Annotated in this window: 22 protein-coding genes; 12 read left to right on the top strand and 10 right to left on the bottom strand. The window is 58.7% G+C overall.

All coding sequences use genetic code 11. The annotated features are described in order from the left end of the window. Positions 1–94 precede the first annotated feature (94 nt). The 4 genes from F0M18_RS09380 to F0M18_RS09395 all read right to left on the bottom strand — a co-directional run bounded on the left by F0M18_RS09380 (position 95) and on the right by F0M18_RS09395 (position 4,027). Positions 95–1,117, bottom strand: coding sequence for an OmpA family protein (locus tag F0M18_RS09380; RefSeq protein WP_188109662.1), 1,023 nt, complete (start codon positions 1,115–1,117; stop codon positions 95–97). A gap of 93 nt (positions 1,118–1,210) precedes the next feature. Next, the gene (hda, locus tag F0M18_RS09385; RefSeq protein WP_149611135.1) at positions 1,211–1,909 is read right to left on the bottom strand and encodes a DnaA regulatory inactivator Hda; all 699 of its coding nucleotides are present in this window, start codon (positions 1,907–1,909) and stop codon (positions 1,211–1,213) included. Between the two features lies 1 nt (position 1,910). Then, the gene (locus F0M18_RS09390; RefSeq protein WP_149611136.1) at positions 1,911–2,993 is read right to left on the bottom strand and encodes an AI-2E family transporter; all 1,083 of its coding nucleotides are present in this window, start codon (positions 2,991–2,993) and stop codon (positions 1,911–1,913) included. Then, entirely contained in the window at positions 2,981–4,027 is a 1,047-nt protein-coding gene (locus F0M18_RS09395) for a DUF2066 domain-containing protein (RefSeq protein WP_188109663.1), read from the bottom strand. Before F0M18_RS09395 ends, F0M18_RS09390 begins: the two co-directional genes overlap by 13 nt. Positions 4,028–4,183: 156 nt before the next feature. Between F0M18_RS09395 and purM the strand changes: the two genes are divergently transcribed. The 3 genes from purM to F0M18_RS09410 are packed head-to-tail and all read left to right on the top strand — an operon-like array spanning position 4,184 to position 6,595. Then, on the top strand, positions 4,184–5,224 hold the full coding sequence (purM, locus tag F0M18_RS09400; RefSeq protein ID WP_149611138.1) for a phosphoribosylformylglycinamidine cyclo-ligase: 1,041 nt from the start codon (positions 4,184–4,186) through the stop codon (positions 5,222–5,224). Next, positions 5,221–5,886: a phosphoribosylglycinamide formyltransferase gene (gene purN, locus F0M18_RS09405; protein WP_149611139.1), complete on the top strand. Its 666-nt coding sequence runs from the start codon at positions 5,221–5,223 to the stop codon at positions 5,884–5,886. The genes purM and purN overlap by 4 nt, the downstream gene beginning before the upstream one ends. Next, entirely contained in the window at positions 5,867–6,595 is a 729-nt protein-coding gene (locus tag F0M18_RS09410) for a DUF3108 domain-containing protein (protein ID WP_149611140.1), read from the top strand. The genes purN and F0M18_RS09410 overlap by 20 nt, the downstream gene beginning before the upstream one ends. A gap of 22 nt (positions 6,596–6,617) precedes the next feature. Here the strand turns inward: F0M18_RS09410 and dcd are convergent, their stop codons facing one another. Both dcd and apbC read right to left on the bottom strand, forming a co-directional pair. Next, positions 6,618–7,187, bottom strand: coding sequence for a dCTP deaminase (gene dcd, locus F0M18_RS09415; RefSeq protein WP_149611141.1), 570 nt, complete (start codon positions 7,185–7,187; stop codon positions 6,618–6,620). 15 nt (positions 7,188–7,202) lie between these two features. After that, positions 7,203–8,018, bottom strand: a complete 816-nt coding sequence (apbC, locus tag F0M18_RS09420; RefSeq protein ID WP_149611142.1) for an iron-sulfur cluster carrier protein ApbC — start codon at positions 8,016–8,018, stop codon at positions 7,203–7,205. A 186-nt stretch (positions 8,019–8,204) separates the two neighbouring features. Here apbC and metG point away from each other — a divergent pair, with 186 nt between their 5' ends. From metG to F0M18_RS09455, 7 genes are all read left to right on the top strand, one after another. Next, the gene (gene metG / locus F0M18_RS09425; protein WP_149611143.1) at positions 8,205–10,238 is read left to right on the top strand and encodes a methionine--tRNA ligase; all 2,034 of its coding nucleotides are present in this window, start codon (positions 8,205–8,207) and stop codon (positions 10,236–10,238) included. A gap of 191 nt (positions 10,239–10,429) precedes the next feature. Further along, entirely contained in the window at positions 10,430–11,008 is a 579-nt protein-coding gene (rsxA, locus tag F0M18_RS09430) for an electron transport complex subunit RsxA (RefSeq protein WP_149611144.1), read from the top strand. A gap of 6 nt (positions 11,009–11,014) precedes the next feature. Further along, positions 11,015–11,629 carry an electron transport complex subunit RsxB gene (gene rsxB, locus F0M18_RS09435; RefSeq protein WP_149611145.1) on the top strand — a complete coding sequence of 205 codons (615 nt, stop codon included), beginning with the start codon at positions 11,015–11,017 and terminating at the stop codon, positions 11,627–11,629. Then, on the top strand, positions 11,626–13,650 hold the full coding sequence (gene rsxC / locus F0M18_RS09440; protein WP_149611146.1) for an electron transport complex subunit RsxC: 2,025 nt from the start codon (positions 11,626–11,628) through the stop codon (positions 13,648–13,650). Before rsxB ends, rsxC begins: the two co-directional genes overlap by 4 nt. Before the next feature lie 10 nt (positions 13,651–13,660). Continuing rightward, complete coding sequence (gene rsxD / locus F0M18_RS09445; protein WP_394349397.1) at positions 13,661–14,680, top strand: electron transport complex subunit RsxD; 1,020 nt, start codon at positions 13,661–13,663, stop codon at positions 14,678–14,680. Then, positions 14,680–15,327, top strand: coding sequence for an electron transport complex subunit RsxG (gene rsxG / locus F0M18_RS09450; protein WP_149611148.1), 648 nt, complete (start codon positions 14,680–14,682; stop codon positions 15,325–15,327). Before rsxD ends, rsxG begins: the two co-directional genes overlap by 1 nt. Continuing rightward, positions 15,327–16,040, top strand: coding sequence for an electron transport complex subunit E (locus F0M18_RS09455; protein ID WP_149611149.1), 714 nt, complete (start codon positions 15,327–15,329; stop codon positions 16,038–16,040). Before rsxG ends, F0M18_RS09455 begins: the two co-directional genes overlap by 1 nt. On the opposite strand, the gene F0M18_RS09460 is transcribed toward F0M18_RS09455, so the two are convergent. From F0M18_RS09460 to F0M18_RS09475, 4 genes are read right to left on the bottom strand one after another with little or no spacing between them, the layout of a single operon-like run. Next, on the bottom strand, positions 16,037–16,444 hold the full coding sequence (locus tag F0M18_RS09460; protein ID WP_149611150.1) for a hypothetical protein: 408 nt from the start codon (positions 16,442–16,444) through the stop codon (positions 16,037–16,039). The genes F0M18_RS09455 and F0M18_RS09460 overlap by 4 nt on opposite strands. A gap of 2 nt (positions 16,445–16,446) precedes the next feature. Then, positions 16,447–16,896, bottom strand: coding sequence for a ribosomal protein S18-alanine N-acetyltransferase (rimI, locus tag F0M18_RS09465; protein ID WP_149611151.1), 450 nt, complete (start codon positions 16,894–16,896; stop codon positions 16,447–16,449). Between the two features lies 1 nt (position 16,897). Next, complete coding sequence (locus tag F0M18_RS09470; RefSeq protein ID WP_149611152.1) at positions 16,898–17,587, bottom strand: hypothetical protein; 690 nt, start codon at positions 17,585–17,587, stop codon at positions 16,898–16,900. 33 nt (positions 17,588–17,620) lie between these two features. After that, a complete protein-coding gene (locus F0M18_RS09475) occupies positions 17,621–18,466 on the bottom strand; it encodes a glycosyltransferase family 2 protein (protein ID WP_149611153.1) in 846 nt (281 codons plus the stop codon). A gap of 351 nt (positions 18,467–18,817) precedes the next feature. Here F0M18_RS09475 and F0M18_RS09480 point away from each other — a divergent pair, with 351 nt between their 5' ends. After that, positions 18,818–21,115, top strand: coding sequence for a hypothetical protein (locus F0M18_RS09480; RefSeq protein WP_149611154.1), 2,298 nt, complete (start codon positions 18,818–18,820; stop codon positions 21,113–21,115). A gap of 124 nt (positions 21,116–21,239) precedes the next feature. Next, positions 21,240–23,696 (top strand): HD domain-containing phosphohydrolase, encoded by a 2,457-nt coding sequence (locus tag F0M18_RS09485; RefSeq protein WP_149611155.1) that lies wholly within the window; start codon positions 21,240–21,242, stop codon positions 23,694–23,696. Positions 23,697–23,983: the final 287 nt, after the last annotated feature.

Consider the following 23,983-nt stretch of genomic DNA (forward strand, 5'->3'; position numbering starts at 1 on the left):
CCATGCATTTTCCGACGGTTCTCGTTACCGCCCCCAACAACCAATAAAAAAGGCGAGCTCAGCTCGCCTTTCGTTGTGCAGGGACCGAACCGGCTTACTCTTCGTATTCGACCTCAAGCGTGGCCATTACACGACGGTTCTCTGCGCGGCCCTCGGCGGTGCTGTTATCTGCCACCGGCTGGGACTCGCCGTAACCCTTGGGCTCCAGCCGCTGGGCTGCGATACCGTGCTCGTTAACCAGGTAGTCAACAACGGCCTGTGCCCGACGCTGCGACAGACCCTGGTTATAGTCTTCCGGCCCGGTGCTGTCCGTATGGCCTTCGATGTCCACGTAGACGTCCTCAAATCGCTTGAGGAAAGCAGCCAGTTCGCCAAGATCAGCGAAATACTGCTCCTGGACTGTGGTGGAGTCGAAGCCGAAGTTAACCATCAGTTTGATGGAAGCTACCTGCGCCACCGGCAGCGGACAACCCACGGAGTCTACACGGGTTCCGACAGGGGTTCCCGGGCACTGGTCGATGTCGTCGGTCACGCCATCGCCGTCCTCATCACCCACTTCCTGGACGGGCACCGGATCAGGCGTGGTCTTGCCGAGATACAGGTTGAGGCCGACCGAAAGCAGCGTATCCTTGCGGCTCTCATCCAGACTGTAAAGCATACGCGCCTCTGCCCTGACGCCGAGCGCAGGGGTGATCATCCAGCGCATGCCCACGCCGCCATTGACGGTCGTTTCCACGGTGTCAGTGTCACCATAGTCCACGTCGATCTCGCCGCCACCGAAGGCAACGTAGGGGCGAATACGGTTGGGGCCGCCTATGTAGCTGCCGCCGTAGTAAAGCATACCCAACTGCCATGTGGTGATGTCCGCCCGGCCGCTGCCGTCCTCAGTGCGGGCATCGTCATCGGCATAGAGCACCTCGGCCGCCCAGTTGTCATTGAAGGCCCATTCAAGGCCCGCAAACGGGGTCTCAGTGTCGTTCAGCTCACGCTCGCCATCGTTTTTCCACAGGCCCATTCCCAGGTTGAGGGTCAGCGGGATTTCTGCGGAAGCCATTGGAGTCACGGCAGCGAGAGTAAAACCACAAGCGACTGCGGTGGCCAATAAACGTTTCTTCATGAGGTGGTTGCTCCACTTTTGGTTTGTTGTTGCGTTAATAATAGCACTTGAAACCTGAAAGATCATGATACGCAGGCGCCGGGGCTACGGCTCTCACCATGTCAGGACTTTTTTCACAAAAGGTATCGACAGGCCTCGCTTCTGTTCCAGCGAGGCGTGATCGAGGCGATCGAGCAATTCCAGCAGTTGCGTCAGCCCGCGCGGTGCCCGGGTAACGATAAACCCCGCCACTTCAGCGGACAAATCCAGCCCGCGCCGCGCTGCACGAAAGCGTAATATAGCCTGTTTCTCGTGGTCCGAAGGCGACGGCAGGTGAAAGACCCCCCCCCAACTCAGCCGGGACCGCAGATCGGGCAGGTTCACCGCCAGGGTTCGCGGCGCGCCATCGGCTGCGATGACCAGCCGGCATCCACGCTGACGGGCACGGTTGTACAGGTCAAACAGGGCGACCTCCCAGGATTCCTGCCCGAGGACCGCGTCCACATCATCCAGAGCGACAAGGTCAAGTGCTTCCACGCCGGACAGCACTTCTTGCGGTGGGTAAGCGGCCAGTTCAGCCAGCGGCACATACATGGCACCCTCGCCCGAGCGGTGACAGCAGGCCTGCAGTAAGTGCGATTTCCCGGCGCCCTGGGCGCCATGGATAAACACCGCCGACTCACCGGCGCCAGCGCATTGCTCCTGCAGCACTGACAGCAACGGGTCCGTAGCCTCGCTCGCCATGAAATTGTCAAAGGTGGCATCATCACGCAACTGCACGAGCAGTGGCAGCTGACGAAAACGGGTCGGCAAGCTAGTCTCTCCCGTAGAGATCACTGGAGCGATAGTGATGCATGGCGTGCCGGAGGAACACCATCACCACCGCCGCCACGGGCAGGGCCAGCACCACGCCAACAAAGCCTGCGATCTGGCCACCCGCCATCAGGGCAAAAATCACCGCGACCGGATGCAGGCCAATACGGTCACCCACCAGCACCGGCGTCAGCACCATACTCTCGATGGCCTGCCCAACACCGAACACCAGCCCAACCCAGAGCAGCACGGTCCAATCACCGAATTGCGCATAGGCGACAATACAGGACGCGATCACCCCGACAATAAATCCCAGGTAAGGCACGATGCTGGCCAGACCGGCGATAATGCCCAACAGCATGGCCAATTGGACACCAACCAGCCACAGGCCGACCGAGTAGACGATTCCCAGCGAGCACATCACGAGAAATTGACCGCGCAGGAAAGCACCAACCACCTCGTCCGACTCGGCCACCAGCTCCGCGGCCTTGTCCTGCCAGGCAATCGGGAGGATGTCGAGAGACAGACGCACCAGGATGTCCCAGTCGCGCATCAGGTAGAACGCCACCACCGGCACCAGTGCCAGGTTGGCCAGGCTGAGCAGGAGGCCGGCACCTGAACCGGTGATCTGCATCAGTGACCGGGCGGTAAACTTGCCCACTGATTGCCAGTTATCCGCCAACTGGCCGGACCAGTCTATCTTTGGCAGCTGCCGGTCAGGGAGGTCAAAGCGCTGCTGCAGCCATGGCACCAGGTCCTGGGTCAGCCAGCGATAGATATCAGGCACCTTGGCGACCAGGGCATCAAGCTGGTGCAGCAGCATCGGCAGGGCCACCAGCAAGGCGACGATGATAATCGCCGAAAACAGGATGAAAACAAGCACGACACCGAGGGTGCGCTGCATGCCCTTGCGTTCGAGCCTGTCTACAAGCGGGTCACCCAGGTAGCCAATCAAGCCACCGAGCACAAACGGGGTAAGTATAGGCTGCAGGAAGTAAAGCAACACAGCGAGCGCCGCCAGCACGCCCAGGGCGATCGGCCAGCGATAGACCTCGGCTTTCTCGAGTGGGTCTAGTTCAGCCATTGGTAGACCAAAGCCCCGGACTCCCCGGGTAGCGGTTGCGGTTGCAATCGCTCATTAAGGTTGATGATCGTGGCCAACTGTGTAGCGTCTACCGCTGTTTCCAGACCGATTTCTATACGGTCATTAGCTATGCTTTGAATGTTTGCGTGCTCGATCAACTCCAGCCGCTCCAGCCACTCGATGAGGGTGGCGTAGTCTGCAAACGAATAGACACCGGTCACGACCAGCAACACCTGGTCGTCCGCCCCGCCGGTGAACGCCACGGCGTAACGGGCGGCCATATCTTCCGCCACCATGTCGACGCCTTGACGCATGAACGTGCTGGCATCAACGCCGCTGGCACTGCGATCCAGTCGGCCGGCGTCACTGATATAGCTCCAGTCACCAGCCCAGGTTCCCGTGGACGCCTCCACCACGCGGCCCGCCAGAATATGTTCGACATCGTAACGTTCCGATGCCGAAGTAATGGCCCCGGCCTGTTGCGCCCAGACATCGTCCACGCTGATCGCAGTGGCGTCGCGCAGGTCGAATAGTGGCAGCTGCGCCGGGACGCCGCGACGCTCGAATTCACGCATCAGGCGCGCCGCGAGATCGGGGGTATCGAAGGTGCTAATGAGCTGGCGCTGACCGTCGCGCTCGGCTGCCACCCAGACCAGCACCCGCGGCCGGTTTGCGGTCCACAGGGGCAACCCCGCCTCCCTGAGCAAGCGATTAACGTACGAGTCATCGAACTCAAAGCGGGCCTGGAGAGTAGCTTCCGGGGCGTCATCACGCAGGAAGGCGTACTGTTGAACGTGACTGCGCGCTTCCGGCAGCGCCTCGACAATAACAGGATGGCGCAAGGCATCGCTGCTGCCAGAGACCTTTACCACGACCTGCGCCAGCGCGTCCCGCGAGGCACTGGCTAGCGCAGCATCGCCCTGGCCGTCCACCGGCACGGTGGCCGCGTGCAGACCCGGGACCATATCTGCCCTGGCCACCGAGGTCAGCAACAGCGAGATCAACGCTACCAGGAGGGTAAATTTTGTTTGCACAGGCCCAAATCCTTGCAATCGGCGATAATTGCGCATTGTAGCAGCCAACTCAGCCGCGATGCAGCATGGTGCTATTTCGCCTTATTGCAGGGTGCGCAGCGCCTCCAGCCGTAATAAAATGGCGACCCTTTTTTATCTACTGGACCAGTCAGACCGATGAGTGAAGACAGCAAGCAACCCTCGCTGAGCTACAAGGATGCGGGCGTAAACATTGATGCCGGCAATGACCTGGTTGAACGAATCAAGGGGGTCTCCCGCCGCACTGCCCGCCCCGAAGTAATGGGGGGGCTGGGTGGCTTCGGCGCGCTCTGTGAGATACCCGCAGGTTATCGCCAACCGGTGCTCGTATCAGGCACCGATGGTGTCGGCACCAAGCTGCGGCTCGCTATGCAGCTGGGAGTTCACGACACCATCGGCATCGACCTGGTCGCAATGTGTGTCAACGACCTGGTCGTGGCTGGCGCAGAGCCCCTGTTCTTCCTGGATTATTACGCTACCGGCGCGCTGAATGTCGACACCGCGGCAGACGTTGTCGAGGGTATCGGCCGCGGCTGTGAACTCGCGGGGTGTGCTCTCGTGGGTGGCGAAACGGCAGAAATGCCCGGCATGTACGAGGGTGACGACTACGATCTGGCAGGGTTCTGTGTCGGCGTGGTCGAAAAATCGGAAATAATTGATGGCAGCAAGGTGAGCGAGGGCGACGCGCTGATTGCCATCGCCAGTAGCGGCCCGCATTCCAACGGATATTCACTGATTCGCAAGATCATCGAAGTCAGCGAGGCTGACCTGACCCAGAAGCTGGGCGAGCGTACGCTGGGGGCAGCGCTGCTGGAGCCGACCACCATTTACGTCAAGGCGCTTCTGCAGCTGTTCAAGGAGGTCGACGTGAAGGCGCTGTCCCATATTACTGGCGGCGGGCTGCTGGAAAATCTCCCTCGCGTACTGCCCCAGGCATGCGATGCAAACATCGACACCTCCAGCTGGGAGTGGCCCGAAGTCTTCAAATGGCTGCAGACTGCAGGCAACGTGGAGAGCCGGGAAATGTACCGCACCTTCAACTGCGGTGTCGGCATGGTGGTATGCGTGGCTCAAAGAGAAGCTGACCGGGCCCTGGCTGTGCTTGGGCAGGCGGGGCACCAGGCGTGGCAGATTGGCCGCATAAGCCAGGGCAGCAACGAGGTCTTGCTGCAATCGTGAACGCCCCTGCCACCAAGCGCCTGGCAATACTGATCTCCGGCCGCGGCTCTAACATGCAGGCCTTTATCGATGCCTGCAGCAGTGGTGTGCTCGACGCGGAGATCGCCCTGGTATTGAGCAACAACCCGGACGCAGGTGGCCTGGCGCGTGCGGCGGAGGCCGGCATCCCGACGGCATGCATCAATCACCGCAACTACGACAGCCGGGAGACATTCGACGCGGCCATGGTCGCTGAATTGAGCCGACACGACCCCGACCTGGTTATTCTTGCTGGCTTCATGCGCATTCTAACGCCGGTCTTTATCGAACCGTTTGCCGGGAAATTATTGAACATTCACCCGTCTTTGTTGCCGAAGTACCCGGGACTCAACACACATCAACGCGCGCTGGATGCCGGAGACAGTGAAGCCGGCGTTACCGTGCACTTCGTGACCCCAGAACTGGATGGCGGCCCCCCGATCATCCAGGCCAGGGTGCCGGTGGAGACGGGGGACACGGCAGCCACTCTGGCTGCGCGAGTGATTGTACAGGAACACGTGATCTACCCGATCGCCGCCGGCTGGGTGCTGCAGGGTAGACTGAGACTGACAGATAAAGGAGCCGTTCTGGATGGCCAACCACTGCCGCCAACGGGTGTAGATTATGTTGCCACTCATCATTAGCCGGGGCCTGCAGGCGCTGCTCATCATAAGCCTCTGCCATAGCGCGACTGCCGCGGCGGCCGCCCCCGGGACAGCGGAGCGAGAGCTGACCCCCTATACGGCCAAGTACCGTACTACTGCTCGGGGTATGGCTCTGACGCTGACACGCAAGCTTGAACAGAACGCAGATGGCAGCTATACGCTGACCAACGGCGGCAAAATCATGGTCGCGGGCTTCCATGAAATGAGCGTGTTCTCGGTAGACGGGCTGTCGGTCCTGCCCAAGTCCTATGTCTACCAGGGTACCGGCCTGATAAATCGTCGGCGGGAAGTCCATTTCACTCCCGGCGCGACGACGATTCGCAGTCTCTACAAGGATCAGTGGTACGAGTTGCCCTATACAGAGGGTACGCTCGACCGCTTCAGCCAGCAGGAACAACTGCGTCTGCTGCTGCTAAATGACCCCACTCCGGGTGAAGACATTTCGATCCGTGTGGCGGATGGAAAACGCGTGAAGACCTATCTGCTGCGCTTCGTGGGCGAGGAGCAGCTGGACACACCTCTCGGCAAACTGGCTACCTTGCACTTTGAGCGCATTCATGACGATCCAGAGCGCAAATCGGACATGTGGATTGCCCCGGAACTGGATTACCTGATGGTCAAAACCGTCCACGTCGAGGATGGCTCCAGTACACAGGTGGTAATAACCGACGCCAGCGTCGGCAAATAGCGGCATCCTCGGGCCCCGGCCGCTAGGCCTTGGGCAAGGTCACTCCGGTCTGTCCCTGGTACTTGCCGCCGCGGTCCCGGTAGCTCACCTCACAAACCTCATCTGATTCAAAAAACAGCATTTGCGCCACGCCTTCGTTGGCGTAGATTTTTGCCGGCAACGTCGTGGTGTTGGAGAATTCCAGCGTGACGTGGCCTTCCCACTCAGGTTCCAGCGGCGTGACGTTAACGATAATACCGCAGCGCGCGTAGGTGGACTTGCCAAGGCAAATGGTCAGCACATTGCGCGGAATACGGAAATATTCCACGGTGCGAGCAAGTGCAAAGGAATTGGGTGGAATAACGCAAACATCACTGTGCACGTCGACAAAGCTGCCCTCATCAAACCGCTTGGGGTCGACGGTTGCAGAATTGATGTTGGTAAACACCTTGAATTCGCTGGAGCACCGCACATCGTAGCCGTAGCTGGATGTGCCGTAGGAGATCAGCCGGTTGCCCCCGTCGTCCGCGCGCACCTGCCCTCCCTCGAAGGGCTCGATCATCCCGTGTTCCTGCGCCATGCGGCGAATCCACTTATCCGATTTGATACTCAAGGTCTGGTCTTCCCGTCAGTCGTCTGAAATTTTTATCTCGGGAAACTGGCGTACCACGCCGTCTCCCTGCGTTGCCACCGCTTCCCTCACCGCATCGGCTATCTGCAGATAAGCGTTTGCCAGCGTTGATTCCGGTTCGGCAACCACCGTTGGCTTACCAGCGTCCGTCTGCTCCCGAATGCGCCGGTCAAGCGGCAGGCTACCCAGCAGCGGCACACCGTACTGGGAGGAAATGCGCTCACCACCCTGCTCGCCAAAGATATGCTCCTCGTGCCCACACTGGCTACACACATGCATGGCCATGTTCTCGACCACACCCAGTATCGGCACATCGACTTTGCGAAACATCTCTATACCCTTACGCGCATCCAGCAGGGCGATATCCTGCGGTGTGGTAACGATGATGGCGCCAGCCAGGGTAGCCTTTTGCGAGAGCGTGAGCTGGATATCCCCGGTGCCGGGGGGCATGTCGATGATCAGGAAATCCAGCGGGCCCCACAGGGTCTGTTCCAGCATCTGCGCCAAGGCTCCGCCCGCCATGGGCCCGCGCCAGACCATGGGGGTCTTGTCGGTCACCAGGTAGCCCATGGACATGGTCTTGAGCCCCCAGGCCTTGATGGGTAGCAGGAACTGTCCGCCCTGTTGCTCCGGGCGCTCCCCGTCTGCCACGCCGAGCATAAGCTGCTGGCTGGGGCCATAGATATCGGCGTCAAGCAAGCCAACCTCGCTGCCGCGAGCGGCCAATGCCAAGGCCAGATTTACGGCAGTGGTGGATTTGCCGACACCGCCCTTGCCGGACGCGACGGCAATGATATGTTTGATTTCGTTCATGAAATATCGCTGTGGTTACTGGCGACATCGGCTGCTCGACATCGCACTGAGCGCGCTAGTATAAGGCCAAGCGCTGCACTCGGCCAGCGCCCCATGAGGCCGGCGCTGCAAGGGGCAGCGGGTGAAATCGCCGGGCAAAACCGCTATAGTAGCGCCCCTTTTTTCGATCGCCCCGGACAACACAACATGAGCCCCAGCGCACCCCGCAAAATCCTGGTCACCAGCGCACTGCCCTATGCCAACGGCCCTCTGCACCTGGGCCACATGCTGGAACAGGTACAGACAGACATCTGGGTACGGTTCCAGAAGTCCCGCGGGCATGATTGCCTCTACGTCTGCGCCGACGATGCCCATGGTACGGCCATCATGCTGGCGGCCGAGAAGCTGGGTATCACCCCTGAACAGCACATCGAACAGATTCGCGAATTGCACGTCCGCGACAGCGAAGACTTCCTGATCGACTTTGCCAACTTTTACACCACGCATTCCGAAGAGAACCGCAGGTGGAGTGAAAAGATCTATCAGCACCTGAAAGACAACGAGCACATAGCCACTCGCGAGATTGTGCAGGCCTTCGACCCGGAGCGCGAACTGTTCCTGGCTGACCGCTTCATCAAGGGCACCTGCCCTCGTTGCAAAGCCGAGGACCAGTACGGCGACAATTGTGAAAACTGTGGTGCCACCTACAGCCCGGCAGACCTGATCGACCCCGTTTCCGCAATATCGGGCGCCACGCCGGTGGAAAAGGCGTCCAGGCACTTCTTCTTCAAGCTGCCAGAGTACGAGGAGATGCTCAAGACGTGGCTGGATTCAGGCACCCTGCAGCCCCAGGTGGCGAACAAGCTGCGTGAATGGACCGACGCCGGGCTGCAGGAGTGGGATATCAGCCGCGATGCGCCCTACTTCGGCTTTGAAATACCCGGCGAACCGGGCAAATACTTCTATGTATGGCTGGATGCACCGATAGGCTATATCGCCAGTTTTGAGAACTACTGCCAGCGCACTGGCCATGCCTTTGATGAATACTGGCAGCCCGGAACGGACACCGAGCTTTACCACTTTATCGGCAAGGACATCATTAATTTTCACGGTTTGTTCTGGCCGGCCATGCTGCATTCAGCGGGGCTGCGGCCGCCCACCGCTATCTATGCACACGGCTTCCTGACCGTAAATGGTACCAAGATGTCGAAGAGCCGCGGCACCTTCATTAACGCCCGCACCTATCTGGAACACCTTGATGCGGAATACCTGCGCTACTACTTTGCCGCCAAACTGGGCGACTCCGTAGATGACATCGACCTCAACCTCGAGGATTTCGTGCAGCGGGTGAATTCGGATGTGGTAGGCAAGGTCGTCAATATCGCCAGTCGCTGCGCCGGCTTCCTGCGCAAGGGCTTCGACAACCGAGTGGCGAGCACCTGCGCCGAGCCCGAACTCCTGGCAGAATTCATCGCCGCTGGCGAGGGTATAGCAACGCGCTATGAAAATCGCGAATTCAACAAGGCGATACGCGAGATCATCGCGCTTGCGGATCGCGCAAACCAGTATATTGACGGGAAAAAACCGTGGGTGCTGGCCAAGGAGGACGGCAGGGAGAGTGAAGTACACGCGGTATGCAGTGTGGGCATAAACCTGTTTCGCGTACTGATGACTTACCTCAAGCCGGTGCTGCCGGCCATGGCACAAAAGTCAGAAGCCTTTCTCAACACGTCGCTGGACTGGACGGCGCTGCAAGGCCCCCTGCTCGATCATGAACTGGCGAAATTCAAACCACTGATCCAGCGCATCGACCCGGAGCAGATCACGGCCATGGTCGATGCCAGCCGGCCCGCAGAGACCGAGAGCGCAGCGAGCGCGGCGACCGAAGCGGCGGCGAAGACCGAAGATCAGGACATTATCCAGTTTGAGGATTTCGCCCGCATCGACCTGCGCGTGGCAAAAATCACTGCAGCAGATCATGTCGAGGGCGCTGACAAGTTGCTGAGGCTGTCGCTGGATCTCGGCGAGAGCGGCTCCAGACAGGTATTCGCGGGGATCAAGTCGGCCTACAAGCCTGAGGCACTGGTGGGCAAGCTCACCGTGGTGGTGGCCAACCTGGCACCGCGGAAAATGCGCTTTGGCGTATCCGAGGGCATGGTGCTGGCAGCGGGCCCCGGCGGCGAGGACATCTACCTGCTGGAACCCCATGCCGGGGCACAGCCCGGCATGCAGGTGAAGTAAGGGGTTAACCGCCATAGCAGACGCGCACATGTCTGGCATACTGAAACGGCTTGCCGGCGCACTCTGATGCTAATGATCGTTAGTCTGCAAAAACGTACTGCTATCGGGACCCGTAAAGGATAGAATATCGGCCCTGAAAGCCTTACTAAACCTCGCCGCGCAGACCGCGGCACAGCCTCACGAGCTGAGCTATGTTGGCAGACTATTCCATACTGTTAATCGGGGCAATCCTGGTCAACAACTTCGTACTGGTGCAGTTCCTCGGACTGTGCCCGTTCATGGGCGTGTCCAACAAACTGGAAACCGCGATGGGCATGTCCATGGCGACGACGTTTGTACTGACGCTAGCGTCGGCCTGCAGCAATCTCACCTACCACTACCTGCTGGAACCGCTTGGTCTGGCCTACCTGAAAACCATCTCCTTTATCCTTGTGATTGCTGTAGTCGTCCAGTTCACGGAAATGGTGGTACGCAAATCCAGCCCACTGCTGCATCGCGTATTGGGCGTGTACCTGCCACTGATAACCACTAACTGCGCCGTCCTGGGCGTGGCCTTGCTGAACATCAACAAGGAACACAGTTTCATGCAGTCGCTGTTTTATGGTTTCGGCGCAGCCGTCGGGTTTTCGCTGGTACTGGTACTGTTTTCCGCCATGCGCGAACGACTTGCGGTAGCGGATGTCCCGGTACCCTTCCAGGGCGCTGCCATCGGCATGATTACCGCCGGGTTGATGTCGCTGGCCTTCATGGGCTTTGCCGGACTGGTATAGAGGCACATGTACGACTTCATAGCTCAATATCCGCTGCTCTCCGCGCTCTTTGCGCTGGTTAGCCTGGGCGCCGTATTCGGCGCCATACTCGGTTACGCATCGGAGCGTTTCAAGGCGGAAGGCAACCCCATAGTCGACCAGATCAATGCCATCCTGCCGCAAACGCAGTGCGGCCAGTGTGGTCACCCCGGTTGCCGCCCCTACGCGGAAGCTATCGCGGCGGGTGAAGCCATCAACAAGTGCCCGCCCGGTGGCCAGGCAGGCGTGCAGGCCCTGGCAGACCTGCTCGATGTGGAAGCGCCGGAACTGGATGAGGAGCACGGTGAGGAAAAGGTGCCCCATGTAGCGTTTATCCACGAGGACGAATGCATTGGCTGTACCAAGTGCATACAAGCGTGTCCGGTTGACGCGATCCTCGGCGCGGCGAAACACATGCACACGGTAATCGCCAGCGAATGCACCGGTTGCGACCTCTGCGTCGAGCCCTGCCCGGTTGATTGCATCGAAATGCTGCCCGAGGCCGAAAGCCTGGAAAACTGGCACTGGCAGTTGCCCGAACCCACAAGCCGGCGCGTTGACATCATAGCCAGTGATGCCTCGGAAGATGAGGCTGCGGCATGAGGAAGTTGTTCGATTTTCACGGCGGCATACACCCGCCCGAGAACAAACACCAGTCAGTGCGCACGGGTATCGCCACAGCAGGCATTCCGGATGAACTGGTTTTACCGCTCGCCCAGCACATCGGTGCGCCCTCAGCGCCGCTGGTAGAGGCGGGAGAGCGGGTCCTGAAGGGCCAGATGCTGGCCGAAGCAGCCGGAACCGTAAGTGTACCCCTGCATGCGCCCACCTCGGGCACCATCATTGCCATCGAAGAACGTAAGATCGCCCATCCCTCTGGCCACAGCGCGCCATGCGTGGTGCTGCGCAGTGACGGCAAAGATGAGTGGGTTGAGCATCACCCCATTGCCGACTACAAGAGCACCGAAAAACAACAGTTATTGCAGTGCATTCGCGATGCGGGCATTGCCGGGCTCGGCGGTGCTGGCTTCCCCACCGCCGTCAAACTGGCAGTGGGACCCAGCAAACCAATCGACACGCTCATCATCAACGGCACCGAGTGTGAGCCATACATTACTGCTGACGATATCCTGATGCGCGAACGCGCGGACGCCATCATCGAGGGAACCCTGATTCTGGCGCACATACTCGCGCCCGATAAAATCCTGATCGGGGTGGAAGACAACAAGCCCGAGGCCTATTCGACACTGCAAGCTGCCGCATCGGGCAGCGCCATAGAAGTCGTGAGCTTCCCCACCAAGTATCCGTCAGGCGGTGAGAAGCAGTTGATTGAAATCCTCACCGGCAAGCAGGTGCCCAGCGGTGGATTGCCCGCTGACATTGGCATTGTCTGCCAGAACGTTGGCTCTGCTGCCGCGGTGCACGACGCGGTGATCCTCGGGCAACCGCTGATTTCCCGAATCGTCACCGTCACCGGCAACGCGGTACGTGAACCGCAAAACTTTCATGCCCTGCTAGGTACGCCCATGCACTTCCTGCTGGAGCAGGCAGGTTACGAGGCAGACAAAAACCAGCGTTTGATCATGGGTGGCCCGATGATGGGTTTCACCGTACCCAGTGCGGATGTACCCATAGTCAAAACCACCAACTGTATACTCGCTCCCACCGCAGACGAACTTCCCGTCAATCCCCCGCCCCAGCCCTGCATACGCTGTGGCATGTGCGCCGAGGCCTGCCCTGCAAGTCTGCTGCCGCAACAGCTGTTCTGGTTTGCCCAGGGCAAAGAATTTGAAAAAGCGGAGCAGCACAACCTCTTTGACTGTATAGAATGCGGGGCCTGCTCTTATGTCTGCCCCAGCAATATCCCACTGGTGCAGTACTATCGCGCGGCGAAGGCAGAGGTTATTCAACTGCGCCAGGATGCAGAAAAGTCCGAACACTCCCGTTTGCGCTTTGAAGCACGCCAGGCTCGCAAGGAACGCGAAGCTGCGGAAAAAGAGGCAAAGCGGGCCGCGCGCAAGAAGGCCGCAGAAGAAAAAGCACGCCTGGCTGCCGAGGCAGGCAGTGCCGAGGAAGACCCGATCCAGGCGGCAATAGAGCGTGCCAAGGCCAAGAAGGCGGCGCAGGTCGCTGGCAGTGCCAACGAAAGCCAACTGGAAAAGCTGGAAAAAGCCGTCGTCACCACGCGCAAGCGACTGGACACCGCCACCACAAAACTCGAAGCTGCGCGGGCAGAAGGCGCTGACCATGCTGACGCGCTCCAACTCGGTGTAGATAAGACCAGGGCAAAGCTGGAAGCCGCCGAAAAGGCCCTGCAGGATTACCAGCAGGCCAACGGGACACCGCAGGCGGCAGCAGCCGACGCGACAGACGCGGCCCAGGCCGCGATACAAAAAGCCATGGCGGCGCGCGACGCCGAGGCCAACAAGAGCCCACAGGACAAAGCGCGCGACGCACTGGCGAAGCTGGAAGCACGTCTGGCCAAGTCGGAGGCGAGGCTGCAGGCCGGGCGTGAAGCGGGCGAGGAAGAAAAGATCATGATTGCGCTGGAGGCGACGGTGGAGCGGTTGCGCGAAAAGGTTGCGGCTGCCCGTGACCAGGCGCAAGAGACGGAGCAGTGCTGACGTGGCATTAATGCGAATCACATCGCCCCACGCGCACGGGCCGCAGAAGACCAGCTGGGTAATGCAGCAGGTGTTACTGGCAACCGTGCCTGGCCTGATCGTCCTGACACATTTCTTCGGCTTCGGGACGCTTATCAATGTCCTCTGGGCCTCAATTCTTGCCCTGGCTTTCGAAGCCCTGGCTCTGAAACTGCGCAAGCGCCCGATCGGTTTTTACCTGGGCGACTACAGCGCGCTGGTTACGGCCGTTCTGCTGGGCATCGCACTGCCGCCCTATTCCCCGTGGTGGTTGATCACGGTTGGCATGGCATCGTCAATTTTGCTGGCAAAACACCTTTACGGCGGACTCGGATACAACCCGTTCAACCCGGCGATGGTGGGCTACGTGGTGTTGCTCATCTCCTTCCCGGTGCAAATGACAAGCTGGGCGCCCCCTCGCGGTGCCGGCGAGTTACCCGGGCTCATGGAAGCCTTGCAGGCCTGCTTTACACCCGGCAACTACGACGGCGTGACCATGGCCACTCCGCTGGATGTATTGAAACAGAACAACAGCCTGTTGGTGGAGGATTTGTGGCAGGCCAACCCACAGTTTGGTCGCTGGGCAGGTGTCGGCTGGGAGTGGGCCAATATCGCTTTCCTGGCAGGCGGGCTGTGGCTGCTGTACCAGAGGATTTTTACCTGGCATGCACCAGTGGCGATGCTGGCAACACTGACGCTCATGGCGGCACTGTTCTATGACGGCGGAAGCAGCGCGAGCGGCGGGTCGCCTCTATTCCACCTGTTGAGTGGTGCCACCATGTTTGGTGCGTTTTTCATCGTAACGGACCCGGTCTCGTCCGCAGTATCAGTGCGAGGCCGACTTATCTACGGGGCACTCATCGGTATACTGATCTACCTGATACGGGTATTCGGCAACTACCCGGACGCTGTGGCCTTTGCAGTTCTGATCATGAATCTCGCCGCACCCTTCATTGACCAGTACACCCAACCCAGAACCTACGGGCATGTTAAATCAGGGGGTGGCGACTGATGCTGGGGCAGACCATCACCCGAAACGCACTGCTGCTGGCGCTATTTGCCCTGGCTACGGCGCTATTGCTCGCAGGCACTTACCTGGTCACCAAGGAGCGCATTGCCACAGAGATTCGCAAGGCCGAAGAAAAAGCACTGCTGGAAATTGTCCCCCGCGCCATGCATGACAACTCCATGCTGGATGACACCATTGCTGTCGGGCCTGATGCCACAGGCCTTGGCCTGCGCACCTCGAAACAGATTTACCGGGCACGGAGCGGTGAACAAATTGTCGCCGCGATCATTCCGGCCACAGCCCGCGACGGTTACAGTGGAGACATCGATCTTGTCATCGGTGTGAAGGCGGACGGTTCCGTTGCCGGCGTACGCGTGCTGGCACACAAAGAAACGCCGGGACTTGGAGACAAAGTCGACCTTAGCAAAAGCGACTGGGTCCTGGACTTCAATGGCCGCTCACTGGATGATCCAGAACCGTCGAAATGGGCGGTAAAGAAAGATAAGGGCGTGTTTGACTCGTTCACGGGTGCGACCATTACACCCCGAGCAGTTGTCGCCGCCACCCGGCGTGTACTCGAATACGCGACGGAGAATCAGGGCACCCTGTTCGGCAAAACCAACCCCGCCGGGCAGGCAGGAGAGCAGTAATGACGGACATCAGCTACCGGGAACTCTCGCTTAACGGCTTGTGGAAAAACAACCCTGCCATCGTGCAACTACTGGGGCTTTGCCCATTGCTGGCGGTAACCGGCTCCGTCGTCAACGCGATCGGACTGGGCCTCGCCACCACTTTCGTGCTGGTGACATCAAACACCTGCGTTTCACTGATACGCAATGTTGTCTCTGACGCGGTGCGCCTGCCGGCGTTTGTGATGATTATTGCCTCGGCCGTCACCTGCATCGAACTGCTCATGCAGGCATTTGCCTACGAGCTCTACCAGATCCTCGGCATCTTTCTCCCGCTGATCACCACCAACTGCGTGATACTCGGTCGTGCCGAGAGCTTTGCCTGCAAGAACAGGTTTCTGCCCTCGATTTACGACGGGCTGATTATGGGTCTGGGCTTCGCGCTGGTACTGGTATTGCTGGGCGGACTGCGGGAACTGGCGGGTACTGGCGCACTGTTTGCAGATATGGACCTGCTCTTCGGTCCGGCCGCAGCAAGCTGGCAGATCACCGTGTTCGAGGACTACCAGTCGTTTTTGCTGGCGATACTGCCTCCGGGCGCGTTTATATTCACTGGCCTGATCATCGCCGTGAAGAACCTCATCGATGCGCGTATGCAGGCCCACCGGGATGCCAACAGGGAGAAACCCGTCAAAGGCGCCAAGCGTGTGCGGGTAACAGGTACGATTTCCTAGCTCTCTGCAGCCAGTTGCAGGGTATCGAGTATTTCATCCACCGCGGCGTCGTCCATGCCACCGTTCTCTGCGTCACAGCTATAGGTGATGTAGAGGAGCATTGATCCATTAGCCAGGTACCACTCCCGAACGGCTGTGTCCTCCTCCTGGTAGTGCCCGGTAACGCCGGTAAAATCTCCCGCACGTACCGACTTCCAGTCAACCGGTGCTTCAGCTTCCTCCGCCGCCATCCGGGTAACAATCTCACTATCAAACTCGCCGCTATCCTTGAACAGGGTGGAAATTTCAATACAGCCCACACCGTCATGATCCCCCACCAGGATACTTTCGTCCTCGGCCTCGGCCCACCACTCGGGGGGCACGGCAAGGCTCCACCATTCCGTTTCCAATACGTTGTAAGACAACTCTATAACCTCCTGGACATCAGCAGGGCATCCTCACGCCCTCGTGCTGTTGCATAGTAACGTGCGCGTACCCCATCAAGGGTGAATCCGCTCCGGGCATAGAGTTTCCTCGCAGCGGTATTGGACCGGCGTACTTCAAGCAAACAGCGGCCCGCTCCGGCCACCGCCATTGCACCCAGAGCCTCGTTCAGCAACGCGGTGCCCAGGCCGCTGCGCTGCGCTGCCCTTGCCACCACGATATTGTCGACACTCGCCTCATCACAAACCTGAGAGTAAAGAATGAAACCGAGCGTTTCCTGCCCCCGTTCTGCCAGCAGGCATCGATACCTTGTGCCCTGGCAGTAACGACTGAGATTTTGTTCACTCCAGGTCGCATCGGCCGCTTGGAGATTCAGGGAGAACAGGGCAGCGACATCCTCTTCGCCCGCAGCCCTGATGGACGCAGGCAGCATCTCAGGCTCGCAGGACAATTTGCTGTAAATCGGCCCAGACCTGTCGCTTACGGGCTGGATCCTGCAACATCTCGAGGGTACTCAGGGTTGTCAATGTAGCGACTCCCTCCAATCCTCCCTCTCCCAGGTAGTCACGTCCATTCGCACCCAGCAGCACCAGGCCGCGGCAATGCTGCTCCTCTATATGGCGTTGCAGGAAGGCGGCCAGCGCAGCACGCGCGGCCTCGATGCCCTGGTCGAGCTGGTGGTTGTTGTGCATCGGCCAAGTAAAGTGCGCCACCTTGGGCATTTCGGCCTCGCCGTGCACCGCTCTCGCCATCGCCTGCACCAGCCTGACCTGCTCCCTGGCCAATGGGCTCCCCTCCAGGGTTTCGACCCAGGCAATACCTCCCGCGAACATGGCGGCAACACTGAAACGCAATGATGCATTTACGGCAGGCCGCGGCTCTCTCGCTTGCGGCGCAGCCACGGTGGCTGGTGAGTCAGCCCGTGGCTGCCTTTTCGGCAATTCGACTCTGGGCCTCTGCGATGCCACTGGCGCTGGGGGCAACCGCTGCTCCGCGACCGCTGCAGTCTCGGCGCGCACCAGGGCGAGCCGGCGCGTTGCCGCCGCACCCGGCAGTTGGCGCCTGGAGACATAACTGTCTATGCCCAGGGCCTGGAGGTAACGCAGTCTTTGGGGTTCGTTCATCGTCATTATCTTATAGCAGCTTTGGGCGGCAGCCTATATCCAACGCCATCCATGTTGTTGGAAATACCGTAAACCGGAGCGCATGAACATTCCCAGGTGCCGCCACCCCTTGCTGGACGCATAGCCGCCGTGGTGCACAATCCGCACCTCCGGCACATACATCACCGACCCCAACTCACCAAGGCGAAGCGACAGGTCAAAGTCCTCAAAATAGAGGAAATAGCGTTCGTCGAAGCCACCCAGGCTTTGCAAATCGCCACCCCGCGCCAGCATGAAACACCCGCTTACAAGGGGTACTTTGACGTCGCTCTCAGTCCCACACACATCACTCATCTCGTAACGAGACATGTGAGTGGGAAAGAAGCGCCGCCCCAGAGCGGGTAAAAAAGCACGTAAACAGAGTACGAACACAGAAGGCGGTCGCTTGCAGAGGAATTCCTGGCGCCCATCGCGGCCCAGGGCGAAAGGGCTAAGCAAGGCGAGACCTTCGTCACTGCGCAGACGCCTTACTGCTCGCAAGAGGGCATCAGGGGCCAACTCGACATCAGGATTCAATATCAGGTGAAAATCGCCAGGGTTGCCGGATATCACGCTGTTATGGCCCGCTCCGAAACCACGGTTTAAGGGCAATGACAGCAGTTCAACGTCTATTCCCTGCTCTTCCCTCAGTTGCCGGAGAAGTTCGCGTAACTGGCACCCATAGCCCTTTTCAGAGCCATTATCTACCACGGTAATGTCGACAGCGCCGATTCCGCCGGCAACGACCGGCGCAATCGCGTCGCCAAGACTCAGCAGGGTCTTCTGCAGCAATTCCAGCGCACTGTTGAAGACCACGATTGAGACAGATATTCGGGTTGTAGGCGATGACGAAGCTTCCATCAGCGAATGTTATCAGGTACCAGCAGCCCGCGGCGACGATATCCACAACCGCGAGGCCAATACCGGCCCTTTTCCCGTGAATTGGCTGGATTTCTAACTTTTTCACAGATTTTTCTTTTATTCCCTCCCGCCAGAGCTATCATCGACCCTGATAGAGCGTCTCGGAAGTTTGTGTAATTAGCCACAAAACCCGTCTATCGTCATGTTTTCATGAGGTTTTTAACTTACCCCATGATAAGCTCTGGACTGTGGGCAACAGGACGGTTGACACACCGGTTTCTGCTAGCAGAATCTGAAGATGCCGAATCACAATATTAAGACTCGCTATCCAGTGAGCCACAGGGGACGAAAATGACTAAACGATTCGCCACTTTCACGAGCCGCATGGCTCTTGCACTTTCACTATTGTTTGCCATTGTCGCCTGCGGGGGCGGCGGCGGGGGCGGCGGCGGTTTCAAGGGAGATAGCGGTGGCGATGGCGACAGTGACACCTACTTCCTGCAAATTGCGCTGAAAGATGCCGACGGTAATGACACCAGCATCGTTAGCAGCACAGCTCCCGCAACACTGCAGGCGCTGGTTACCAGAAATGGCAAGAATGGTCCGGCAGTTCCCGACGTCATCGTGGAGGCCTCCACCGACAGTGGCCTGCTCTTCCCCGCTTCCGGCTCCAAACTGACCAATTCAGAGGGGCTGGTAACCTTCAGAGTGGAGGCTGGTGAAGGCAAGGGGGCCGGCACCATCGAAGTCAGCGTTACCGACGAAGCTGGCAATGAGGTCATACAGCGGGTGAACTTCCAATTGGGGGAAACCGGCTTGAGACTGGGTTACCTCGAGAATGGCACCTTCATAGAGGGTGAAATTGGCATCTCCCCCAGTGGCCAGATCCCCTCCGGCGGGTCTGCCATTCTTTCGCTTGCGATTGTCGAACAAAATGGCTTCCTGGTAGAGAGCGCTGAGAGCATCCGCATCAAGAGCCCCTGCCTCTCCTCAGGCGACGCAACCACTGAACCCGCCAACCCGGTAGCAACCGTAACCGGTCAGGTATCCGTGACTTACACCGCCAACGGCTGCGAGGGCATGGACCCGATTACAGCAGAATTGATTGGTACCACCGCACAGGCCGTTGGCGATGTGACGGTTGCCGCCCCCAGCGCCAACAGCATTCTCTTTGTCAGCGCCACACCGGAGCTGATAGTCCTTAAAGGTACCGGAGGCGGTGCCGAGCGGCCCGAGCGCTCAGTGGTCGTATTCCAGGCTGTTAACGCGCAAAACGAACCCCTCGAAGGTGTCAGCGTAAGCTTTGACCTTAGCACCGATGTTGGTGGGCTGCGCCTGTCCCAGGGATCTGCGGTCAGTGATGCTGAAGGCAACGTCTCTACGATTTTGTCTTCTGGCGATGTCGCCACCGGCGTCCGCGTCATTGCGACGACCAACTCCGACGATGGCCTCAGCCAGGTTTCAGCAGTGTCTGACGTTATTACCGTTAGTACGGGATTACCTGACCAGAACTCAATTTCCTTGTCTGTAGAAGGCAGCTTTGTCGTCGAAGAAGGAATGACCAAAGATGGCGTGACCCGCAATCTCACAGTGCGCATGGCGGACAAGTTCAACAACCCTGTTCCCGATGGGACCTCGGCCGTGTTCACCACCGAATATGGATCTATCGAGTCGAGTTGTGAAACCACTAACGGCGCCTGCAGCGTAACCTGGACCAGCCAGGCACCCAGAATCCCTACCCTGGAGCAGAACCAGGACTTGGTGGTTACGATTAATGATGCCAGCTACAACTGCCCCAGCCACAATGGCACTAGCGGCCCCTGCCCCGACGACCTGGGTTCCATTCGTGGTGGTCGCTCAACGATTCTGGTGACGGCGATCGGGGAAGAGTCATTTATCGACCGAAACGGTAACGGCATATTCGATCAGGACGAAGCAGCGGACGGACTGTGGGCCAACCTGACGGAAGCGTTCCTGGACCACAACGAGAACGGATTTTATGATCCGGCCACCCAGGCATGCAATCCGAATGATACCTCGCTGACCTGCAGAGCCGGTTCGGAAGAGATCTTTACTGACCTGAACAACAATGGCGTATTCGATGCGAATGGTGACGATGTTGGCAACGGTTACCCCGATGAAGGCGTGATTGCTGAGTACAACGGCCTGCTCTGCCCGCTTGAGGGTGACGGCGTCTGGTGTAGCCGCGAGTTGATCAACGTTCGCGATAGCGCTGTGATCATCCTGTCAACGGATCCCAACTGGGCTATTGCTCTGTATCGTGGTCGGACCCCTGCTGGCAGCACTGTAGCCGGCAACACCTACACCGCCTACGTGTCTGACCTGTTCAACAGCAAACCCACCGCAGGCTCCACTGTCAACGTCAGCGCCAGCGCGCCCTGTACGCTGTCAGGCAAGACCAGCTTCCAGGTTCCGAATACAACGGCTGCCGGTGCGTTCGGCCTGGTATTCACCCAGACCGGAGCGGTAGAGTACGACTCCTGCAACGATCCTACTCCTGAAACAACCGGTGAACTGACCATATCGCTGACGCCCAGCGGTGGCGGGCCCGAGTACTCAGAGTCCTGGGCTTGCCGTGCGGATCTGGTGGACACATCAGAGCGCGACGACCTGGGCAACTGCCCGTAAGTGAACTGTTGAATCATGACTGGAACCGCGGCCATGCCGCGGTTTTTTTTGTCCAATTCAAAGGGGATAGGCAAAACCCCGATTCTGTGCTTCATTTAGGCACAGACTCTGGACCCGACACGCCATGACTCCTTCGCGCACCCGATTCAAGACTTCCATTCGACTCACGGTAATCTCCGTGTTTATGTTTGGCACCGTGCTGACTGCGGGCGTAGCGCTGTATTTCCAGTATTATTTCAGCGAGTCCATGGCGAAACTGGCCGCCGCCGAGCTCTACGCCGCAACTGCCGGTACCGTGGCTACAGAACTCAATGGCACCAGTCGGGTTTATGCCAACGTGATCAACCTGCTGGCAGACAACGGCGAACTTGCTTTACCGCAAAGCGAGCAGGAACTGGTCCGCACCTTCACCGGGGTGTTGCAAGATAACCCATTGCTATACGGCATTTACATTGGCAGGGAAGACGGCAGCCTGACCCAGGTCATAAATCGCCAGAACGTGCAGGGCCATGGTGAATACGGCGACCTGCATGACGGCGACCGCTGGCTGCTCATCTCGGTTAAAGAAGAGTCTGGCGCTCGCCAACGCCGGGTCACCTACCTGGACGCTGACCTCCGCAGCCGAACCAGCCGGGTTGAAGCTATCGCCTACAAAGCGACAGAGCGAGACTGGTATATCTCAGCGCTTTCATCGAACACGCTGGAAATCTCGGCTCCTTATCGCTTTGCGCAATCTGGCGTAATGGGTAGGACACTGTCCCGCCGCATCAAGGAGTCGCGGGCCGTGGTAGGCCTTGACCTTACCCTGGGAACGCTCTCGAATTTTCTCTCCGGGCAAAGCATAGCAGCGGAAAGCGGACTGTTTCTTTTCGATGATAAAGCAAACATTCTCGCCGCGAACCGTTCCCAGACCGCAGCCCTGGCCATCGCCGGAGCGGATACGGGCGCAGGACTGGACGCTGCCGGCGCAACCGGCGAAAGAGTATCGCGTACATTGTTTGATATCGCCGCTGACGCCAGTTCTCCTTCTGTACTGGACAGCATTTCCATCCAAAATGAGGAATTCGTCTTTTACGCCGAAGCGCTCAAGACCGAGGACAAATTGTTCCTGGGAATCCTGACACCTGTCAGCGCGATCATGGCGCCATTCAACGAGAGAATCCTTATAGCGATTGTCGGCACCACGATCGCTCTTCTATTACTGTTGCCCTTGTCCTGGCTACTTGCCGGTCCCATTGTCCGGCCGGTCAAGCAACTGGCGAAGGAGAATGACAAGGTAAGACGTTTACAGTTTGATCAGGTGGTACGAATTGAGTCACACATTCGGGAAATCGATGAACTCTCTGCATCAATGGTCGACATGGTCGATTCCATCAAGAGTCATGAGGCAGCCCAGCGAGAACTGATCGATGCAGTGATACGCCTGATTGGCCAGGCCATTGATGACAAGTCCGCGTACACCGGCGGTCACTGCGAGCGCGTGCCTGAGCTGGCGATGCTTCTGGTCACTGCGGCGGACTCCAGCGACACTCCACCGTTTAGTGAATTCAAATTCGAGTCGCCTGACCAGTGGCGTGAATATCGCATCGCCGCGTGGCTGCATGACTGCGGCAAAATTACGACTCCAGAGCATATAGTAGACAAGGGCAGCAAGTTGGAGATGATATACAACCGCATTCATGAAGTCCGCATGCGGTTTGAGGTACTGTCGAGGGATGCTGAAATTCGCTTCTGGGAGAGTCTCGCCGAGCAACCCGAAAAACGGAGCGAGTTATACCAGGCATTGCGCCAGGAGCAGGAAGCACTCCAGACTGACTTCAGTTTTATAGCCGAATGTAACATTGGTGGGGAGCGTCTTGGCACGGAGAAGTTGCAACGCCTTAAGAGCATTGCCCAAAAAACCTGGCAACGCCGTTTTGATAATCGCCTGGGACTGTCACCGAAAGAGGAGTTGGTGTACCCCAACACGGCCCCTCCCCCGCCTGTGACAGAGCATGTACTGGCAGACAAACCTGAGCACATTGTCAAACGAGAGTCCCCTGCTGATTTCGACCCGGCTCTGGGTATCGACATGGCCGTTCCTGAGAACCTGTACAATCATGGAGAGCTCTATAACCTCTCTATCGAGAGAGGCACGCTGACGCCCGAGGATCGTTTCAAGATAAACGAACATATGATCAGCACCATCAAAATGCTTGAAGACCTGCCCTTCCCTGAAGAGTTAAGCAGGGTCCCCCGTTATGCCTCCACGCACCATGAAACCCTGGACGGCAGAGGATACCCCCGCAGGTTGACCGCTGACCAATTGACCATACCAGAGCGCATCCTGGCGATAGCTGACGTCTTCGAAGCGCTCACCGCAGCCGACAGGCCCTACAAGAAAGCCAAAACCGTGGGCGCCGCAGTCAGCATCATGCACGACATGGTTCAGAATAATCACCTGGATCGGGCCTGTTTCGAGCTCTTTCTCGCGTCAGGAGTTTACCTGGAGTACGCCAGGCGATATCTCAGTTCCGCACAAATAGACGAGGTGGATGTAGAACAATACATCCGGGAAGAAGACTCTATCCCGGCCGTATGAGGCGGGACAGTTCACGTAATCGTTTTATCGCCGCTTTTATCACGCTTGCCACAACCGGAGAGACCTTACACGCGCCCATAAAAAAATCCCGCTACTCATCGAGTAACGGGATTTCGTATTAAAGCCTGGCGAGAGCCTGCCCCGCTTTATCGGGTAGAGCCTGCCCCGCTTTATCGGGTAGAGCCTGCCCCGCTGTATCGGGCATGACCTACTACAGGAAGCGAGCGGTGCTCGCTTTCCCTTCGGGACGCCTGCGGCGCCTCCTTGCCGTACCTACGGTACAGGCC

The sequence above is a fragment of the Pseudohalioglobus sediminis genome (genome assembly GCF_008370495.1).
Taxonomy (GTDB): domain Bacteria; phylum Pseudomonadota; class Gammaproteobacteria; order Pseudomonadales; family Halieaceae; genus Halioglobus.

Excerpts from the sequence above, each read along its gene's own strand:
- rsxC (WP_149611146.1), top strand. The coding sequence starts at position 11,626 with ATGAGGAAGTTGTTCGATTTTCACGGCGGCATACACCCGCCCGAGAAC.
- F0M18_RS09410 (WP_149611140.1), top strand. The coding sequence starts at position 5,867 with ATGTTGCCACTCATCATTAGCCGGGGCCTGCAGGCGCTGCTCATCATA.
- rsxD (WP_394349397.1), top strand. The coding sequence starts at position 13,661 with ATGCGAATCACATCGCCCCACGCGCACGGGCCGCAGAAGACCAGCTGG.
- rsxA (WP_149611144.1), top strand. The coding sequence starts at position 10,430 with ATGTTGGCAGACTATTCCATACTGTTAATCGGGGCAATCCTGGTCAAC.
- metG (WP_149611143.1), top strand. The coding sequence starts at position 8,205 with ATGAGCCCCAGCGCACCCCGCAAAATCCTGGTCACCAGCGCACTGCCC.
- F0M18_RS09390 (WP_149611136.1), bottom strand. The coding sequence starts at position 2,993 with ATGGCTGAACTAGACCCACTCGAGAAAGCCGAGGTCTATCGCTGGCCG.
- F0M18_RS09455 (WP_149611149.1), top strand. The coding sequence starts at position 15,327 with ATGACGGACATCAGCTACCGGGAACTCTCGCTTAACGGCTTGTGGAAA.
- purM (WP_149611138.1), top strand. The coding sequence starts at position 4,184 with ATGAGTGAAGACAGCAAGCAACCCTCGCTGAGCTACAAGGATGCGGGC.
- apbC (WP_149611142.1), bottom strand. The coding sequence starts at position 8,018 with ATGAACGAAATCAAACATATCATTGCCGTCGCGTCCGGCAAGGGCGGT.
- F0M18_RS09485 (WP_149611155.1), top strand. The coding sequence starts at position 21,240 with ATGACTCCTTCGCGCACCCGATTCAAGACTTCCATTCGACTCACGGTA.
- rimI (WP_149611151.1), bottom strand. The coding sequence starts at position 16,896 with ATGCTGCCTGCGTCCATCAGGGCTGCGGGCGAAGAGGATGTCGCTGCC.
- F0M18_RS09480 (WP_149611154.1), top strand. The coding sequence starts at position 18,818 with ATGACTAAACGATTCGCCACTTTCACGAGCCGCATGGCTCTTGCACTT.
- F0M18_RS09380 (WP_188109662.1), bottom strand. The coding sequence starts at position 1,117 with ATGAAGAAACGTTTATTGGCCACCGCAGTCGCTTGTGGTTTTACTCTC.
- F0M18_RS09470 (WP_149611152.1), bottom strand. The coding sequence starts at position 17,587 with ATGAACGAACCCCAAAGACTGCGTTACCTCCAGGCCCTGGGCATAGAC.
- rsxB (WP_149611145.1), top strand. The coding sequence starts at position 11,015 with ATGTACGACTTCATAGCTCAATATCCGCTGCTCTCCGCGCTCTTTGCG.
- F0M18_RS09475 (WP_149611153.1), bottom strand. The coding sequence starts at position 18,466 with ATGGAAGCTTCGTCATCGCCTACAACCCGAATATCTGTCTCAATCGTG.
- rsxG (WP_149611148.1), top strand. The coding sequence starts at position 14,680 with ATGCTGGGGCAGACCATCACCCGAAACGCACTGCTGCTGGCGCTATTT.